The organism is Paraburkholderia steynii (genome assembly GCF_900100565.1).
Classification (GTDB): Bacteria; Pseudomonadota; Gammaproteobacteria; order Burkholderiales; family Burkholderiaceae; genus Paraburkholderia; species Paraburkholderia terrae.
The window spans coordinates 19905-38042 of record NZ_FNDI01000003.1 but is presented as its reverse complement, the minus strand read 5'-3'; the positions used below and the strand labels follow the sequence as shown (position 1 = coordinate 38042).

Here is an 18138-nt window from a genome sequence, read left to right as displayed (position 1 = left end):
GGCGCTGTCGGTGGGGGCTTCGGGGCAGGTGTTTCTTTATCGGTCGACGATTTGTATTCGTACAATTCGGGTTTTTTATTGGCAGTATTAATGGCGCTTATGCTCGGCCAAACGAGATATCGCGGCAGCCTAGTTTGCCGCTTCGTATCGTTCGAGCGTCCTGCGCGCGTTGTTCGCATCGGGCGCGTCGATCCAACCCATTGCGCCCGTGATGCCGGTCGACTGTTGCGCACGATGCGCGTCAAGCAGCATCTGTGCGGCTAACGCGTCCTCAGAGGAAGGCGTCAACGCACGATGGATTGCATCGATATGCTCGACGAACACCGCGCACTTCGAGCGAAATCCGAGTTGCGTGGATCGCTCCATGTCGCGCAAAAGAACAGCGTCAGCGCGATACGTGCAGGGCAGATCGATTGGATGGCAGCCTGCTGCGATGGTATCGAGCAGGAAGCGACTGCGTGCATGCAGCAGTTCGTCTCCACCTGGTGTGCGGCGCGCGCCCAGACTTGCGGCGAGGTCTTCGGACGCGAGCATGCAGTAACGGATGCGAGGGCTCGACGCCAGCAGCGCAGCGAGACGCGTCAATCCCGCTGCCGATTCGATGGTCGGCACGATTTCCGTCGCGCCATGTTCGATTCCGTAGCGTTGTTCTAGCGCGCCTAGATGCGCGTCGAGTGCCGCGAGTTGTTCGGGCGTCTCGGTGTGCGGCAGGAAGATCGCATGCGGTCGGCCCGACATCACGCCTTCGAGATCGGCGAGGCCATCATGCTCCAGACGGTTGATGCGTACCGCGCCGAGTGCACCGCAGCCGGCCGCCCCGTCGAGTAGCGCAACGATCAGTTCGCGCGCGCGCGGACGCTCCGGCGGCGCGGTCATTTCTTCGAGGTCCACGACTATCGCGTCGGCGTCGGAGCGCAGGGCGGCCGTGTGCGCGGCCGGGTCGGCACCGGGTACGAAGAACCAGGTTCGGCGTAGTGCAGCAAGCGTGCGAATCGGGTAAGTGGTCACGCCAGGTCCTTTGGAGTCGTCGATATGGGTGAGGCGATTGGCGAAACGCTAGGCGCGCCCTGCGCGGGCAAGCATCGCGTGCAGAAGCACGTCCGCGCCGCGCGCGACATCTTCCGGCAACGCGTCTTCCGCCTCGTTATGACTCAAACCGTCGACGCAGGGAATGAAGATCATCGCGGTCGGGCAGTGCTTTGCGAGGTGAATCGCATCGTGACCCGCGCCGCTCACGATTCGCTGATTCACGTATCCCAGTTCGTTCACGGCGCTCTGCACGGCTTCGATGCAGGCGGGATCGAACGGGGTCGACGGACTGACCCAATGCTGCGTGATATCGATCGTCAGGCCACGACGTGCGGCGGTTGCTTCGAAGCGTGTGCGCACGGACGCTTCCATTTCATCGATTGCGGCATCGCTGGGGTTACGCAGGTCAACGGTGAACATCAGCTCACCGGCAATCGTGTTGCGCGACGCGTTGTGGATATGCCATTCGCCGATCGTCGCGAGACCTTGTGGAAAGAAGTCGGCGGCGATGGCTTCGAGCTCGGACGCCATCTCGGCGCTGCCGAAGAGTGCATCCTTCCGATACTGCATCGGCGTCGTGCCCGCATGCGCGGCACGGCCCGTCACGCGCACGTCGAGCCAGCGGATCGCCTGGCCGCCCGTCACCACGCCGACGGGGACGCCCGCTTCTTCCAGCACGGGCCCTTGTTCGATATGCGCCTCGAAGTAGGCATCGAATGGTTCGCCCGGCACGGCGCGCTCGCCCTGGTAGCCGCTCGCGTGTAGCGCATCGTCGACCGTCACGCCGTCGGCGTCGTGCGCCGCGAGTGCGGTTTCCAGCGGCATCACACCGGTGAATGCAGCCGAGCCGAGCATGGCGGGCGTGAAGCGCGCGCCTTCCTCGTTAGTCCAGACGGCAATCTCGATTGGTTTGCGCGTGACGATGCCCGCGTCGTTCAACGTGCGTACGACTTCGAGCGTGGCGAGTACACCGTAGACTCCGTCGAAGCGTCCGCCTTCCGGTTGCGTGTCGAGATGGCTACCACTCGCGACGGCGGCTGCGCCCGTCTCGCTGCCGGCACGCCGCGCGAACAGATTGCCGACGCGATCGACGGAAAGGGTGAGCCCCGCGTCTCGGCACCACGCGGCGAACAGCGCGCGGCCTGCTGCGTCTTCACTCGTCAACGCGAGACGGCGCACGCCGCCTTTTGTTGTCGCACCGACTTTCGCCATCTCCATGAGGCTCTGCCACAGCCGCTCTGCATTGATCTTCAACATCGTTCGATTTCCTGATAGTCGGCCTCCGCGGTGTGTTGCGCGAGTGGCCATGTTCGTCATGACGTCTTTATCGAAAATTCAAAATAATTAGTCCAATTTTTAATTGTTATCCTGAGTATAATTTTGGCGAATACTTCGACCATGAGACTCGCGATGAGCAAAGACCGGCCCGACACTTATCTGAACGACCGTCTCGACTGGAACCTGCTGCGTACCTTCCTCGCGATCGCGCGCGAGAAGAGCGTGAGCCGCGCGGCCACGCACCTGCATCTCACGCAGCCGGCCGTGAGCCAAGCACTGCGGCGACTCGAAGAGCAACTCGCGCTGCGTCTCGTCGATCGTCACGGGCCGCGCATCGAGGTCACGCAGGCAGGCGTCGAGGTGCAGAAGATCGCTGAAGAAATCTACGGTACGGTTTCGCGGCTTTCGCTCGCGGATGTTGATCGTGACCATGACATTTCCGGCACGGTGCGCATCGCGATCGTGAGCGGCATCGACTTTCCCGCCTATGACGATTTTCTTGCCGAGTTCCATCGGACCTACCCGCGCATCGAATTCGAGAGTCTCGTAATGCGCAGCGCCGATGTCGTGAACAGCCTCCAGCAGAAAGCGTCGACGCTCGGTCTTACGCCACGGCGCGCATTGCCGAAGCGCATCGAAGGACGTGTGTTTTTGCGTCAGCGGTATGCGCTGTTCTGCGGGAGGCATCACGCGCTGTTCGGCCGCGACGGCCTGAGCGTTCCCGATCTCGCTGGCCAGCAGTTCGTGTCCTTCACGGGCGACAAGGTTGGCGATCATATGTCGCCGCTCACGATCTTTCGTGACGAGATGGGCTTCACGGGCCGCGTGATTGCGTCTTCATCGAGTATGGCCGAGGTAAAGCGCTTCATCTTTTCGGGGCTTGGCATTGGCTGTCTGCCTGAGCACATCGTGAGCCACGACATCGAGCAGGGCCGTTTTCAACGGTTGCCGCCCGCTGAAGGCGTAGCCGACGTCGACGTCTACTTCCTCTGGTCGCAGGACCGCAAGCTCAGCGCCGCCGAAGCGGCGTTCATCGCGGCGCTGAACAGGTTCATCGACGCTCGGGAAGCGTGATTCAATAGCCTCGCTCAATATCCACGCGTTATGTCGACCACGTTGTGGAGCGGCTCGCCGTTCAGCAACCGCTGGACGTTTTGCGCGACCTGTAAGCCGATGGTGTCCGAACTCGCGACGGAAGCCATGTGCGGCGTGACGATCAGATTGGGGGTGTGCCACAACGGATCGTCCGAAGGCAAAGGTTCGGCGGGAAAGACGTCGACGATGGCGCCGCCCATTCGACGGCTCGATAGCGCGTCGACCAGATCCGGCACGACGAGATGTTCGCCGCGTCCGACGTGAATCAGTTTCGCGCCGCGCGGCAGGCGCTCGAACGTCTCCGCGCACAGGATGCCGCGCGTTTCGTCCGTGAGGGGCAGCAGACAGACGAGGATATCCGTGCCCGCGAGAAACGCGTGCAATCCTGCGTTATCGAACATCTCGACGCCGGGCAGCGCGCGTGGCTGACGCGCCCAGCCCCTGACGGCAAAGCCGAGCCGATGCAGATCGAGCGCGACGCGGCCGCCGATTTCACCGAGGCCCATGATGCCGACCGTGCATTGTGACGGATGCTCCTGTGCGGGGCGAAACCAGTGCGCTTGCCGCTGGTTGCGCATGACGACATCGAGTTGCCGAAAAAAATGCAGCACGCCCCACGTGACGAATTCGCTCATGCCGCGCGCGTGCTGTGGATCGACGACCCGGCAAAGCGGCAGCGCGGGCAACTCCGGGTCCGACAGGATGTTGTCGACGCCTGCGGCGATGCTATGGATGAGTCGCAGGTTCGGCATGTTCGCGAGCGCGCCGCGCGGCGGGTCCCAGCAGGCGGCGATTTCGGCATGAGTCGCGCGCGGCTCGCCGTGCATCACGACGTCGAGTTCGGGCGCGGCGCGTTTGATCGAGGCCATGAGATGCGACATGTCGTAGCTCTGGCTAAGAAGTGCAATGGTGGTCATTTTCTGTGTAGCGCTGCACGGGCGTCGGCAGCGGGCGTGAGAACAGGAAGTTGGGCCTTCAGCTTCGATAGTCGTTGTGCGGATCGTCGATGAGACGCAACGCTGCGCGCCAGGCCGTCTCGGTGATTTCAGCGGACTCGTCACGCATGAACTGGCCGGCTGTGCGCTCGCAGACATCGGCGGGCGGGATGGTGAGCTTCGCGCCTCCCGACATCGCCTGGACTTGCGCCTGACAGGCTCGCTCCAGGAAATAGATCTCGTGAAAGGCTTCGGCTGCGGTTGCACCCCCGGCGATGAGCCCGTGATTCCGCAGGATCATCGCCTTATGCTTGCCGAAGTCGCGCACGAGACGCTCACGTTCGCGGAGGTCGAGCGCGATGCCTTCATAGTCGTGATAGCCGAGCCTCCCGTAGAACTTGAGCGCGTGCTGGCTGATGGGCAATAGACCGTCCGTCTGCGCCGATACGGCGATGCCCGCTGCCGTATGCGTGTGGACCACGAAATGCAGGTCGTCACGCGCCATATGGATCGCCGAGTGGATCGTGAAGCCTGCGGCATTCACGCGAAAGCGCGCGGGATCGCTCTTCGCGCGTTCATCAATCACGTTGCCGAGGTGGTCGATCTTGACGAGATCGGAGGCGCGCATTTCGTGAAAGAGCAACCCGTAGCGGTTTATCAGGAACGTCGGCGCGTCGCCGGGTTGACCGGGCAGGCGCGCCGAAATGTGCGTATCGATCATGTCCGTCATGCGGAAATGCGCGATGAGACGATAGAGCGCGGCGAGTTCGGTGCGGACGGCCCACTCTTCAGGTGAGAAATCGTGGCCGCTGTCGAGGCAATGGACGTTGTCGATAGATCGCATTGAAGTGTCTCCGTGGACTTGCGATGAAAGCGGGCTAGTGTTTGCGTGAGAGGCGCGCGGCGTCAATTTCATTGTTCTAATGCTCTTCATTAGCGTGACGAATGCTTGATGACGCATTGCCTCGCAGCACGTTTGCGACGGGCTCGCCGGCGTTCAGGCGTGCGAGCAGCGCGGGTTCCGCGCGGTCGGAGGCGAGTGCGGCGTCGATCACGGCTAGGAGCGTCGCGGGGTCGGCAAACAGCAGGCCATTGTCGTCACCGAGCACGAGCGTGCCCGGTTCGACCGTCACGCCGCCGCATTGAACGGGTGTGCCGAAGCGGCTCTTGCCTGTGTCGCGGCGCTTCGTCGTCAACGCGCTGGTGCCGCGCGCGAACACGGGCAGTCCGATTCGCCGCAGTTCGAGAACGTCCGTCGCGACGCCGTCGACGACCACACCTGCCGCGCCAGCACTGAGCGCGGCCGTGACGGTAACAGCGCCCACGGGCGCATGGGTATGGTTGCCCTTCATGTCGATGACGAGGACATCGCCCGGTGTGAGGTGCGCCAGCGCGCGATTGACTGGCAGCGCGTCGGGACTGCAGAGTTCGAGCGTCACCGCGCGGCCAATCATCCGTTCGTTCGGCACGAGCGCTCGCATGCCGTAGTGGGCAAAGCCCTCTTCGAGGAAGTGGCCAAGTGTCGGGAAACTGACCTGGCGAAGCTGATCGAGAAGCGCGGGCGAGAAACGTTCGATGGTTTGCGCTTCCTGCATCATGCACGCTCCCCGGCACGTGCGCGCTGCCGCTGGTTGTTTGCGAGGTCGGTCCTGAGCGTTTCTGTCAGCATCACCAGGGCGATTGCGGAGACAAGCGCAGAGCCGATCATGTACCACGCGACCGACGAGCCGCGCCCGGTCGCCGACAACAGAGCCGTCGTGACAATGGGCGTCGCCGCGCTGCCGAGAAGACCGGACAGCATATAGCTGACAGAGAGGCCCGAGTAGCGGACTTCGGTGCCGAACAGTTCGGCGAGAAATGTCGCGATCGGCCCGTAGTTCGCGGCGAAGGCGGTCATCATGAGGACGTAGCCAAGCAGCGCGAATGAAAAGTCTCGCGTGTCGAGCAGCCAGAAGAGGGGAAACGCGAACAGCGCCTCGGCAACGATGCCGCCGATGATGACGGGCTTGCGGCCTATCTGGTCGGACAGTTTGCCGAACAACGGCAGCAGCACAATGCACAGTGCGCAGGCGATGAGCGCGATGGACAGCATTGCGTTGCGGCTGAAGCCGAGTGTCTGCGTGCCGTAAGTGAGACCGAAAGCGACGATCAGGTTAAACGACGTCCCGGTCGACATCGTGGCGACGCCGCCCAGTACGACCTGCTTCCAGTGTTTCGTCAGCACGTCGGCAATGGGCAGTTTCACCTGAGCCGCCGCGTCCTTGACCTTGCGGAACGTCGGCGTCTCGGAGGTGTTCAGGCGGATATACAGGCCGACGCCCACCAGCAACGCGCTGGCGAGAAACGGAACGCGCCATCCCCACGACAGCAGAGACTCGGCGGAAAGCGCTGAGCTGGTGAAGAGAAAGGCGAGGTTGGCGATCAGCGTGCCGGCGGGCACACCGATCTGCACCCACGAGCCGTACAGGCCGCGTTTGCCGGCGGGCGCGTGTTCGACGGCCATCAGCACGGCGCCGCCCCATTCGCCGCCTAACGCAAGTCCCTGGATGATGCGCAGCGTAAGCAGGAGGATAGGCGCCCAGATGCCAATTGCAGCATAGTTGGGCAGCAGGCCGATGCAGAAGGTCGCGCAACCCATCAACAGAAGCGAGACCAGTAGCATCGATTTGCGGCCGAGCCTGTCGCCAAAGTGGCCGAACAACGCGGCGCCGACGATGCGCGCAAGGTACGCGGACGCGAACGTGCCGAACGCGAGCAGCGTGCCGATGAGCGGGACGAAACCCGGAAAGAACACCTTGTTGAACACGAGGGCAGATGCCGTCGCGAACACAAACAGGTCATACCATTCGACCGTCGTGCCGATTACGCTGGCGACGGCGATCTTCTTCATCTCGTTGGGAGCTGCTTCGTCTGCGACGGGCGATGCAACTGGACGGACCGTACTCATGGTCTTCTCCGGAAAGTGAGGCAATGACTGGGGGATGCCGCGTGGGGAGCACGGCGTTCCCCGTCTTTATCCGGAGCCAAAAACAATAAGTAAAAGTCTGTTTCCTAATCCAGTGTATTAATGGCGTTGATGATGGCCAGCAGCAGGCCTATCGTGCCGCTGTGCGCGACTGACGCAGGGCCGCGTGAGGGAGATAGGGCGAATTGAAGGTCTCGCGGAAGTAATCGAGGAAGACGCGCATGCCGGGCGTGATCTCTCTGTCGCGTGCGTGTGCGATGCCGCCCGCCATTGAAGGGACGGGGTTCGCCAGCGTTATTGTCTCGATGCGTTTGCCCTCGAGCGACCATGGCCGGTACACCATGTCTGACAGGATAGCGACGCCGCTTCCGTTGGCAACCATGCTGCGCACGGCTTCGACGGAAGATGTCTGAAGGATCACGTGGGGCTCATAGTCCGTCTTGCTCCAGTAGCGCATGGCGGTGTCGGCGGCTTCGTCGACGGTCAGCATGATGAAGGGCTCTTTGGCCACGTCGGCAAACGTCACGGAACGCTTTTCAAGCAATGGGTGATTTGACGCGACCCAGAGTCGCCGTGTCGACGCGAAGATGCGCTCGACTGCCAGGCCTGAACTCGCAACGTTGTCGGCAAGCAGGACGGCAATGTCGTATCGGTCTGCGAGCAACCCTTCTTCTATCTCGTCACGTCTCGCTTCATGCAGCCGGATCGATAGCCCGGGATAGAGCGTTGCGATCCGTTGCAGATGGTAGGGCAGAAAGTAACCCAGCAGCGTGTAACTGGCGGCAACCCGCACACTGCTTTCGATCGCGCTTTCGTTGTTCGTTGCCCTGAGGGCCTCGTCGACACCGGCGAGTATGGCGTAGCTGTGCTCCAGGAAGCGCCGGCCGGCGTCGGTCAGATCAACGCCTTGTGGGCCACGCTGCAACAGTTGGCGGCCGACCGCCTGCTCGAGATCGCGGATCGCAATGGTCACGGCCGATTGGCTGATGTTCAGTTCCATCGCCGCGCGCGACAGTTGACCGAGTTCTGCGGCAGCAACGAAGTACCGCAACTGACGGAGTGTGATTGACATAATGATCCAGCCATGAATCGCTCAGAAAGACGACCCAGGGTAGATGTGATGTGAGCGTCTGAGTATTAAAAAAATATATACGATGCCATATAAAGAAACAACTTTTTCACATCCTCTGTGAGGTCTATCGTGACTCCTGTGGGCACTTGAGACCCCAATGAAAAAGGAGACGAGCAGTGCAACGCAATTCAGTGGATCTGAATTCCGACATGGGCGAGGGATTTGGCGTCTGGACGATCGGCGGCGGCGTGGACGAAGCGATCATGCCGCAGATCAGTTCGGCGAACATCGCGGCAGGGTTCCATGCCGGAGATCCTTGTACGATCGCGAACACCGTGGCAATGGCGAAGAAGTTCGGCGTCGGGATCGGCGTGCATCCCGGCTATCGTGATCTGGTCGGGTTTGGTCGGCGCGTGATTCATGCTTCATCTGAAGAACTGGTGAATGACGTCGTCTATCAGTGCGGCGCGATGCGCGAATTCGCACGCTTGCATGGAATGGACCTGAGCCACGTCAAGCTCCATGGAGCACTGTATATGCACGCGGCCGTCGACGAGACCTTCGCCACGGCATTTGTGCACACACTGCATACGCTCGACGCCGGTATGCCGATCTACTGCATGGCGAATAGCGTCATCGAACGCATTGCCCGAACTTGCGGACACCCGGTGGTGCGCGAATTCTACGCGGACCGCGACTACGACGACTCGGGATCGATTGTGTTTTCGCGGCGAGTGCACGCGCCTGAGCCGGGTGAGATTGCGCGGAAGGTGCTGCGAGCCTGTACGGAAGGCCGTGTCGCCACGACTGACGGAGGCGACATCGCTATCGAATTCGAGTCCGTGTGTGTACACAGTGATACGCCTGGCGCCGTTCAGATACTGAAGACTGTCCGAGAGGTATTGGCGCAGCATGACGTAGCGATTCAACGCCCTGTGCCCCGATATTGCTGATACGGCAACCGTCAATCAAACGGCGCAAAATCCGAAAACCGTATCCGATAGCTCAATTGCAAAGTGATCAACATGTCCGAATTCATTCTTGAAGAAGCGACCATCGATTCCGTCCATCGCGCATTGAAGAGCGGCGTTTTGACCGTCGAACGGCTCGTCGAAATGTACCTCGAGCGCATCGAGCAGATCGACCGCAATGGACCGAAGCTCAATTCAGTCGTTTCGGTCAACCCGCATGTGCGCGACGAAGCGCGCGCACTTGATCGCGAGTTCGCGCGAACGGGCCAGTTCGTGGGACCCTTGCACGGTGTGCCACTACTGGTGAAAGATCAGATCGAAACGGCGGGTATCCAAACGACGTTCGGGTCGGCCGCACAACGAGGCTACGTACCGGAGAAAGACGCGACGGCGATTGCACAGCTCAAACGTGCGGGTGCGCTCGTGCTCGCCAAGACCACCATGCCCGATTTCGCCACCTCGTGGTTCGGCTTTTCTTCGATGAGCGGCGAGACGCTCAATCCCTATGATCTCGCGCGAGACTCGGGCGGCTCGAGCAGCGGCACGGCAGCAGGCATCGCTGCGAATCTGGGTCTGGTGGGTATCGGCGAAGACACGGGCGGCTCGATCCGACTGCCCGCGAGCTTCAACAATCTGGTAGGTGTGCGCGTGACGCCTGGGCTAATCAGCAGGGATGGTATGTCACCTCTGGTCGTGTTCCAGGACACGGCGGGACCGATGGCGCGTACCGTCACCGATGCAGCGATGCTGCTGGATTGTATGGTCGGCTACGATCCGCTCGACGAGTACACTGTGGCGCATCGGATTGCTGGTCATTCAGGCAGCTACGCCGGCCATCTGGATGCGGCGGGTCTCAAAAGTGTCCGTGTTGGCGTGCTGCGCCAGGCGTTTGGTTCCGATAGCGACCCGGAATGTGCCATGGTGAATGACGTCATTCGCGGTGCACTCGAACAATTGCAGGCAGCGGGCGCGGTGCTGGTGGAGCTGAACATCCCGGACCTGATGGAACAGATCTTCGAGACGTCTCTCTATCTGACACATTCGAGGGCCGATCTGAACGCGTTTCTCGCCGCGCGACCGGAGTTGCCGTACCGGTCGCTGGACGCGATTCGAGAAGCAGGGCAGTTTCATCCCGTCCTTGATCTTCTGTCGAGTGTGTTCGACGGCCCCGAACGTCCAGAAGACGATCCCGACTATTTCCGCAAGCTCGCCGCGCGCGAGCGGTTTCAGCGAGTGGTGGTCAAGATCATGGCGGACGCCGACGTGCAGGCGCTGTGTTATCCCGCCGTACAGGTGCTAGCACCGAAAAAGGATGATGTGCGGGCAGGGCGGACCAATACATTGACGTTCCCAACTAACACACTAATCGCCTCGCAGACCTGGATGCCGTCGATTTGCCTGCCCGCTGGATTCACTGGCACGGGCCTGCCTGTCGGGATGGAACTGGTGGTGCTTCCGTATCACGAGCCTGACCTGTTTCGGTTCGGCTACGCGTTCGAACAGGTCTCCCGACATCGAAAAGCGCCCGTTTTTGACGAGGCTTCAGTTGCGTCGCGCGAGATGAATACCGGCGAGCATGCAACGCACTGAGCCGCCTGCCAGCTCGATCGTCGGCACGTCGAGCGGCAACAGCTGCGCCGACCGCTCGATTAGTTTGCGCTGCCGCTGTGTGAGACAGCCGAGCGCACGCCGGGAGAGTGCAAGCACGCGGCCGTCGCCGCCCTTCAGTTCCAGCGCATTGCAAACGAAATTTCCAATCTGCTCATCGCCGAACTGCGCGCCGATTCGCTGGAAAATTTCGATCGCGTGCTGTAGGCGATTCGGTTGATTGCAGGGAACGGTGACGTGTTCGATGACATCTCACCAACATGTTTGACGATAGATTTTCTGCTAAATCATTCCAAAAAAATCTATAGAGAAAACTCCCACAGAGTTCGCGAGTATTCGGGGAGCTTGATGTGTGGTTGTGTTTTCGTCCGATTCGCATTGGACGTGATGGTTGGTCGGGTGATATACATTCACTGTCACACGTCGGCCGAGCACGAGCCGCCCGGCGTTAGGGCCGCCTCTTCCGACTGAAGAGCTTCGGTGGTGACCGCTAGCGTGGACGGGTTAGGACCGGTGGCGCGCTAGGGAAATCCATACCACGGGGATGGGTCCTGAGATAACGGACGCGCTGGCGAAGCTAGAGGCGCGGGACCCGAGATAGTCTGGCGGAAATCGATTCAGCAAGGGTCGGTGGAAGGAGCCTTGGCATTTAGCCCGGGGGCCTTCGGCTATCCCTTTGATATGCTTGATCAAGCATATCCTCGCTATACCCTAAGGAAGAATATGTTTGCTCAAGCGGATGCTCAATCTTTGGTGGATACGCGTGCACGCGCTTTGCTCTTTGCTTACCAGGGAAGGAGTGTTGTCGGTGCGCGTTTCGGTAAAGCGAACCGTGGAGGGATTGGGCGCGATTAAGGGATGGCATCGGAGCACACCGGCATGCCGCTCGCTGTAGTTCCAAACGCGGGCGGGAGGGTTGAGGTTGTTAGGGCTGAGGCGGTATGCGTTTGTGGATGTCGGGGACGATGCATATCTTCTCCGATCTGTCAGCCGCCACTAACGGAGAGCGATGGAGGCGGCCTCCGCGTCTATCCTTTTCACTGAATGAGCTCTGATTTGGTTCCTGGCGCAAGCTATCGGGCTCCGGTGCTGTATCGCTCGGCGTGATGTCGGTCGGTCACATCGACGGCGTGCGGCTAGCCACTGTGGATCTCAGCGACCGCTCCGCAGAGCGTTCTCGAATTGGTGCTATCGGCCAGAAACGGACATTTCCTCACATCGCCTAATCCAGGGAACTTTCAAGTTTCCATGAGACTCCTGGTGCACCGACGCCTCGTTGCTCCTGCACCTTCTGCACCATGGCTTTCCTGTGTCCAGCGCCAAGGAGAAGCACTCCATGAGAGAGTGCGCCGCGGATGCAATAGCCATTGATGTTCTCTAGCATTCTCGTCTCGCGACGGTCATTTGTCTCGTTCCATAGAGCGTAGATCTGACGCAATCTGGCGTCGCCGATCCATTCGACGGTTGCACGCACCTCGTCGTAGATGGCTGCCCATGCTTGGGCGCAGCGATCGCTGTTGAGGTATGGAAAACCGTGATCTCGCGTGTCGAGGCTGTTCTGGTCCATCAGACGGCGATATTTAGGGCTCGTCCTCTCGACCTTTTTGAACATCTCCTCAGATTTTCTGAAGAACTCGTCGCTTGGTTTGTTCAAGTCCACAGGCACAACGTTGACTGGACGGCGCTTGCGATAGAGGGCAACGGCATCAGACTCGAGATTGCCGTGAGAGCCGTCGAGATAGTCAGCAAGATTGGCAGTGGGAATTTCAGCAAAGATGACGTCCGGCTGAAGGCGTTCAAGGATCGTCCGCAATTCCGCCAAGTTGGCGCGTCCACTTTCGGCGTGGACAGTTCCGATCAGCGATATTCGCATCAGGTTTAGGCTCCAGAGGCAGACTTAGTAGCGTTTGAAAGCGTTATGGCCGGAACGGTCCGCTTTGTGTCGGTTTATGCCTTTCGCATAAAATTCTCGGTCGGTGATCGGTCTTGTCCAGTGCGCCTTCTTCCGGTGACTGGACTAAGGCACAATAAACGCGGAAGTCACGTGCGACCGGCGGCATCGCACCGCTCGCGTTGCGCCAATCGCACGCGTGGAGATGCGCTATGGAAAACCTCACGAGAAACTGCTCGACGCTTGCTGCGTTGGCGTTCCTGCTGACTGGATATGCCGCCGCCCGCGCGCCACATAGCGGGCCACATCTAAGCCCAACGGAGTGCCGTGACCTGGCCGAGATTAAAAGCAACGCGCCTCGGACGAAGTCGCAACAGCGAAGCGAGCTTTCGGCCCTGAGGAAAGCGGGCTACAACCCGTCACCGTGGCACGACGACCCACACTACCCAGCGAATCTACACGCGGCGCAGCGCCAGGTCGACCACTGGTTCGAAACGGACTGCAAGCAGTTGCAACCCCAGTGAGAAGCCCCCGGAGCCACTACGGACCTCCTCAGATATAGCGCACTGCAACCGTGCGTCGCGTTGCAGCAGCACTGATTCCGTGGGCTACAGACTGCCCCACGGCTCTCCTTCTCAGCGATCGGAGGTATGTGTCGGACCGAGTTCGGCCATCAGCGGTCAGTCGACAGTTGAGTTTGGATCGTTGACAATCGCGGATGACGGTCAAGTACGAGTGGCGCACGACTTGTGAACGACGCAAACGGGGCGGCCAGCACCCTCCGTGCATCGGATCGCCGACTGCAGTCTCGACCGTTCTGCGGTAGGAGCTGTTTGCCAACGCATGGATGGCTAGCCAATGCATTTCTACGTAGATGAGTCTGGCCACACCGGCCCGAATTTGTTTGACCCCGCTCAACCGATTTTGTATTACGGAGTATTGTCGAGCAGGGTCAATCTCGACGTCGTACTCATCGATAGGATTAAGAAGATCCGCCACCGATTCGGTGTCCCGTACCTTCATGCTGCAGAACTGGGGGTAGGCGGACTGTGCAACGTCGTACCGCAGCTGTTGCCGATGGTGAAAGCTTGGGATCTGCGCTTCGATGTCTATCTCGTTGCCAAAGCGGATCACGCGATCATCTGCTTTTTCGATCAGGTCTTTGATCAGGGCGTCAACCCGGCCGTGACGTGGACCGGCTACTGGACGCCAATTCGATATGTGCTGCTTTTAAAAGTGGCCGCACTGTTCGATGAAGACCTAGCAAAGCTGGCGTGGGAAGCTCGCATAACACCGCGCGAGGATATTGCCTTGCCGATGATGCAGCGGGTGTGCGAGGCGTTGCTCGAGCGGGTGGAACGATTACCCGACGCACGGTCCAGGCAGGTAATCAACGACGCGCTGAAATGGGCAGAAGAGAATCCGAAAGAGATTTCTTACAATGTTTCGAACAAGAAGGCCATGTTGGACGTCACTCCGAACGTGGTCGGTTTTCAGGCGGTGATGCATGGTATCGCTACTCGCCTGAGAAATACCAAGTCACAGGCGTCGCGAGTGGTCGTTGACCAGCAGTCGCAATTTAACAAGGCACAGAGGACGCTTGCGGAGCTTTACCGGAACGCGAAGGGAAACAAGTTCTCGCTTGGCCCTGGCCTGCCTATCCACGATCACACTTACGTGCCAGACGTACCGCTTGAATTCTGTTCCAGCACGAAAAGTTGCGGGCTCGAACTGGTGGACATTCACTTGTGGGTGTTCAAACGCTACCTTGAAGGTGATGCACTACCTAAAGAGCTGGCCAGCCTCGTCGCTGCGCACGCGCGCCGATCGAAAATGAACGAAATATCGCTGAATGCGATCGCCAGAAGATGGTCTCCCTGGTTCAACGAGTTGCCGCAGCAGGACGATTTTTCTCCGGAACAACTCGCTCGAGCGCGCGAGATATTGCTCATCGACGAGACTCGACGGATGCACGCTGTCAGCAAAAGCAGGGTGCCCCCCCTAGGCGGCCCGTCCGACGTCTCCGCATCGAAGTAAATAGCCCGTTCCACCGGACAGTGTTCGGCTTTCCCGCCCATTGGAGACAGGTCTAGGCTGGCTAAGCATACCGAGCGTAGCCCCGTCCATCTTGCCTACCGGAGCTCCGGGGGCGCGAAGCTCGTCAGTCGGTCTGTCGGCGAAAGCCGGGTGTAGGTGCGATCGCCGATTTCAATTTGAAGAAGCTTGATGCCGGGTGCGGCACGAGCACTGCCGCGACAGCGCCGTCGGCGCTCGCCCTTGCCCGCTGATTTCGATCGGACGCGATCGCTGCGTTATGCGTGATTTCGAACGGCCACTAACGGAAAATGCGACCGTCACCTTCGGGTCGGTTTGGAGCGTTCGCAGTCGGACCCTATGCGGCCACGAGCAGCCGTTCGACAGTGATAGATAAATCGTCGACAATTCGCCGCCGGGGTCATGTACCTGCCGAGCTAGCAAACCTCACCGCCTATCGACTCACGGCATCCAGGAGCCACGTATGCCCGCACCTTACATCGGTAGTTGCCTCTGCGGCCAGATCAATTTTGAGTTGCGGGACGAGCCACTCACGTTTTATGTTTGTCACTGCACCAACTGTCAGCGTAGAACAGGCGGTGCTGCGCTTCCTGTCATGTGGGTTCGTCGACCCGATTTGCATATTGTAGAAGGCGAGCCGATCATGCTGACGTTTGACTTTGGTCGTGGGCGACAGCGGCGCAGCAAAGCGTGTCCACGCTGTGACACGCGGCTTTGGGCCGAACCCATGGATCAGCCAGATCTGGCGATACTTAGACCGGGGACATTGCAGAACCAAAGCGAATTTTCCCCGATAGCGCACATATACACCCGTAGTAAACAGCCATGGTTTCTGATTCCTGAAGGCATTCCTGCTTTTGAAGGAAGAGTTGGCGAGCAGGAGGAGTTGCTTCGCTTATGGCGTGAACGGAAGATCGACAGGTGCCAAGGAACTCAGCCTTGATGCCGGGTCGGCGGTGCTCGGACCGAAAGTCCCCCGGGACCGGCGACCGGGTCGCTCGTGTGAATCTGTCCCGTCATCTTCGGCGTCAGTCCCGCCATGATCGGTCGGTCGACATCGACGGGCAGATCGTCAACGATATGAGACCTACATCTCTCGAGAGCGCATATGCGAATTGAATTGACTGACAGTCCGGACGCGCGCGATGAAGCGTTCGTGATCGCCCAGACCAGAGCGTTTAACGCAGCATTTACGAAGGAAGATGTTCGCCCGCTGTCCGTTTTCATCAGAGACGGGGAGGATCGTATTCTTGGTGGCTTGACCGCGAAGACCTACTGGGAATACCTCGAGATTCAGTTCCTGTGGATCGATGAGAGCCACCGTGCCAATGGTTTGGCCTCGGACTTGATGACGACGGCTGAAAAGGAGGCCGCGAACCGGGGTTGTAAGCACGTATTCCTGGATACACTTAGCTTCCAAGCGCTCGGCTTCTACGAGAAGCTTGGTTACTCCGAGTTCGGTCGTCTGGAAGGATTTAGTGGACGGCATGACCGCCACTTTCTACACAAGTCATTGGAGCATTTGGCGGACGTACAGAGATAACTGCAGCGATACCGCCAAGATTACCCACGCTGTCGTTTGAATATCAATAGAACGTGCCCCACCTATGGCTCGCCCATCATCCAATCACAAGATTCGAGCCGCAACGTTGGACGACGCTCAACGAATTGCGGCTCTCCCACGTGACGACATGGCAGGACGCATATCAGAGTATCGTGCGGCATGGATACCTGGCTGGTCTCAATGTGACTTCCGGCACCGAAAAGTGGCGTGATGTGGTGCTGGCGGGAACTCCGACTGTGCTCGTCTCCGTCGTGCAGAAAGCAGTAGTTGGCCGGATCGCGTTCGGCCCTCGCGGGACGCAGACACGAGGAAGTGGTGCGCGGAGATTGAGGCGGTCTATGTCATCGCGCCACGCCGGAAACGCGGAATTGGGACTGCGCTGATGATTGCGGCTTGCGTGTGGCTCGATGCCGATGGTTACTCTGCCGCAACGCTTTGGATGTTGAAAGACAATGCCATGGCACAGTCAATGGTTCGCAATGGTGGCTTGGCTAACAGTCGTCGATTGAGTTGCTTGCACTTCCTCTGTACGCTGACGGTCATTGGCCAGATCGTCGCCGCTCAACGCATACCCGACGCTTTGGTTGAGCAGAGTCAAAGTTCGGATCGCGCGTGAGCTACTGACACCCCATCAAACGGGTTGAATAAAACTAAATAAGGAGGAGACGTGGGTTTGTCTTTCAAACTGACCAATGAGGGAATCCAAATCTCGTTTGGCGAGGAGCCGGAACGCAAATTAGAACCGGCTGGCGACGCAGATCAGGCGCATCCGCGCAAATCTTATGTGTACGCCCATCAGGATGAGGCGGGCAATATTTTTTATATTGGAAAAGGAATCGAGCGTAGGGCATGGTCCGATGACAGGCACCCGCTATGGACCCGATATGTCGAGAAACATCTGGGTGGAAAGTATATCGTCCGGATCCTGCGCGATAATTTACTTCCCGCCGATGCAGAGGAGTTAGAGTCAGCCTGGATAAGCCAATGTGGCGATCGGCTGGTCAACTGGATCAACATGGGGCGGAAAACGGATTTTGAAGCATTGGACCGTTTTCATAAGTTGCGTAACGCCAATCGGACACTGATTGCACAGGGCAAAAGCATCGAGAAGGTGGACTGCGCGCAGGCGGTTGCAATTTACGTTCGCGCAATCGAATCGATCGCCGCCTACGCGTCCATCCGTTATGAAGGTGGCCTTGTTGGACAACTATTGGACGAGGACAACGCAGAGTGGGGTTCGACTGGAGAGATAGAGGCACTTGATAGACTCACGCTCTGCCTTGTCAAACTTGGTCGAGGTCAAGACGCGAAGGACCGAGCCGATCACTATTTCCAGCTTTACCGTCGCGATATGGCTCTCGCTACTGCGGATCGGATCGTTAAGCGGATTGACAAGGCTCTTTCAGGCGAAAAAGCGGGAAGGAGTGCACAGCCCTAATGGGTGGCTTGCGAGGACGTCCGCGGGCCGAGGGTGATCAAAGCAGCTGATCGACATCCGTCTCCGAATCGGCGACAATTTCTCTTCGATATTCGCGACTTGCTCAGGTCAAGCCCAACATGACGCGTCCGATACGCCAACCCGATTTGTTGGTGACGTTTTCGCTGACTGCGTTTTCATCGGCAAGAATGTCGAAGCTGGTTCTGTCCGGTTACCGTCCTACTTACAAGATACGAG

16 protein-coding genes and 2 pseudogenes are annotated in these 18138 nt (G+C 59.4%); 9 read left to right on the top strand and 9 right to left on the bottom strand.

Annotated elements, in window-relative coordinates; translation table 11 throughout:
• Positions 1-129: 129 nt before the first annotated feature.
• Entirely contained in the window at positions 130-1008 is an 879-nt protein-coding gene (locus BLT65_RS06585; RefSeq protein WP_167306458.1) for an HpcH/HpaI aldolase/citrate lyase family protein, read from the bottom strand.
• 48 nt (positions 1009-1056) lie between these two features.
• Complete coding sequence (locus BLT65_RS06580) at positions 1057-2286, bottom strand: Zn-dependent hydrolase (protein WP_091776270.1); 1230 nt, start codon at positions 2284-2286, stop codon at positions 1057-1059.
• 153 nt (positions 2287-2439) lie between these two features.
• Between BLT65_RS06580 and BLT65_RS06575 the strand changes: the two genes are divergently transcribed.
• On the top strand, positions 2440-3381 hold the full coding sequence (locus BLT65_RS06575) for a LysR family transcriptional regulator (RefSeq protein WP_208545741.1): 942 nt from the start codon (positions 2440-2442) through the stop codon (positions 3379-3381).
• 14 nt (positions 3382-3395) lie between these two features.
• Here BLT65_RS06575 and BLT65_RS06570 read toward each other — a convergent pair whose 3' ends face one another.
• From BLT65_RS06570 to BLT65_RS06550, 5 genes are all read right to left on the bottom strand, one after another.
• Positions 3396-4283 carry a 2-hydroxyacid dehydrogenase gene (locus BLT65_RS06570; protein ID WP_086918701.1) on the bottom strand — a complete coding sequence of 296 codons (888 nt, stop codon included), beginning with the start codon at positions 4281-4283 and terminating at the stop codon, positions 3396-3398.
• Positions 4284-4377: 94 nt separating this feature from the next.
• Positions 4378-5181: a class II aldolase/adducin family protein gene (locus BLT65_RS06565; protein WP_091776264.1), complete on the bottom strand. Its 804-nt coding sequence runs from the start codon at positions 5179-5181 to the stop codon at positions 4378-4380.
• Between the two features lie 76 nt (positions 5182-5257).
• Positions 5258-5935 carry an RraA family protein gene (locus BLT65_RS06560; protein ID WP_091776261.1) on the bottom strand — a complete coding sequence of 226 codons (678 nt, stop codon included), beginning with the start codon at positions 5933-5935 and terminating at the stop codon, positions 5258-5260.
• On the bottom strand, positions 5932-7284 hold the full coding sequence (locus BLT65_RS06555) for an MFS transporter (RefSeq protein WP_091776258.1): 1353 nt from the start codon (positions 7282-7284) through the stop codon (positions 5932-5934). The genes BLT65_RS06560 and BLT65_RS06555 overlap by 4 nt, the downstream gene beginning before the upstream one ends.
• Positions 7285-7432: 148 nt before the next feature.
• Positions 7433-8374, bottom strand: a complete 942-nt coding sequence (locus BLT65_RS06550) for a LysR family transcriptional regulator (RefSeq protein WP_079487046.1) — start codon at positions 8372-8374, stop codon at positions 7433-7435.
• A 176-nt stretch (positions 8375-8550) separates the two neighbouring features.
• On the opposite strand from BLT65_RS06550, the gene BLT65_RS06545 reads away from it, so the two are divergent.
• Together BLT65_RS06545 and BLT65_RS06540 are read left to right on the top strand one after the other, a co-directional pair.
• Positions 8551-9327 carry a 5-oxoprolinase subunit PxpA gene (locus BLT65_RS06545; protein ID WP_091776255.1) on the top strand — a complete coding sequence of 259 codons (777 nt, stop codon included), beginning with the start codon at positions 8551-8553 and terminating at the stop codon, positions 9325-9327.
• Between the two features lie 72 nt (positions 9328-9399).
• Positions 9400-10935: an amidase gene (locus BLT65_RS06540; protein ID WP_091776251.1), complete on the top strand. Its 1536-nt coding sequence runs from the start codon at positions 9400-9402 to the stop codon at positions 10933-10935.
• On the opposite strand, the pseudogene BLT65_RS06535 reads toward BLT65_RS06540, so the two are convergent.
• A pseudogene (locus tag BLT65_RS06535) lies at positions 10888-11106 on the bottom strand (arginine deiminase-related protein); the annotation flags it as partial. The gene BLT65_RS06540 and the pseudogene BLT65_RS06535 overlap by 48 nt on opposite strands.
• Before the next feature lie 1069 nt (positions 11107-12175).
• The gene (locus BLT65_RS06530; protein ID WP_091776248.1) at positions 12176-12826 is read right to left on the bottom strand and encodes a hypothetical protein; all 651 of its coding nucleotides are present in this window, start codon (positions 12824-12826) and stop codon (positions 12176-12178) included.
• A gap of 230 nt (positions 12827-13056) precedes the next feature.
• Here BLT65_RS06530 and BLT65_RS06525 point away from each other — a divergent pair, with 230 nt between their 5' ends.
• From BLT65_RS06525 to BLT65_RS06500, 6 genes and pseudogenes are all read left to right on the top strand, one after another.
• Positions 13057-13368 (top strand): DUF4148 domain-containing protein, encoded by a 312-nt coding sequence (locus BLT65_RS06525; RefSeq protein ID WP_091776245.1) that lies wholly within the window; start codon positions 13057-13059, stop codon positions 13366-13368.
• Positions 13369-13702: 334 nt separating this feature from the next.
• Complete coding sequence (locus tag BLT65_RS06520; protein WP_143036487.1) at positions 13703-14881, top strand: DUF3800 domain-containing protein; 1179 nt, start codon at positions 13703-13705, stop codon at positions 14879-14881.
• Between the two features lie 481 nt (positions 14882-15362).
• A complete protein-coding gene (locus tag BLT65_RS06515; RefSeq protein WP_091776243.1) occupies positions 15363-15842 on the top strand; it encodes a GFA family protein in 480 nt (159 codons plus the stop codon).
• Positions 15843-16007: 165 nt separating this feature from the next.
• A complete protein-coding gene (locus tag BLT65_RS06510; protein ID WP_091776238.1) occupies positions 16008-16442 on the top strand; it encodes a GNAT family N-acetyltransferase in 435 nt (144 codons plus the stop codon).
• A gap of 328 nt (positions 16443-16770) precedes the next feature.
• Positions 16771-17079: pseudogene (locus BLT65_RS48675) on the top strand (GNAT family N-acetyltransferase); the annotation flags it as partial.
• Between the two features lie 51 nt (positions 17080-17130).
• A complete protein-coding gene (locus BLT65_RS06500; RefSeq protein WP_167306457.1) occupies positions 17131-17901 on the top strand; it encodes a GIY-YIG nuclease family protein in 771 nt (256 codons plus the stop codon).
• Positions 17902-18138 lie beyond the last annotated feature (237 nt).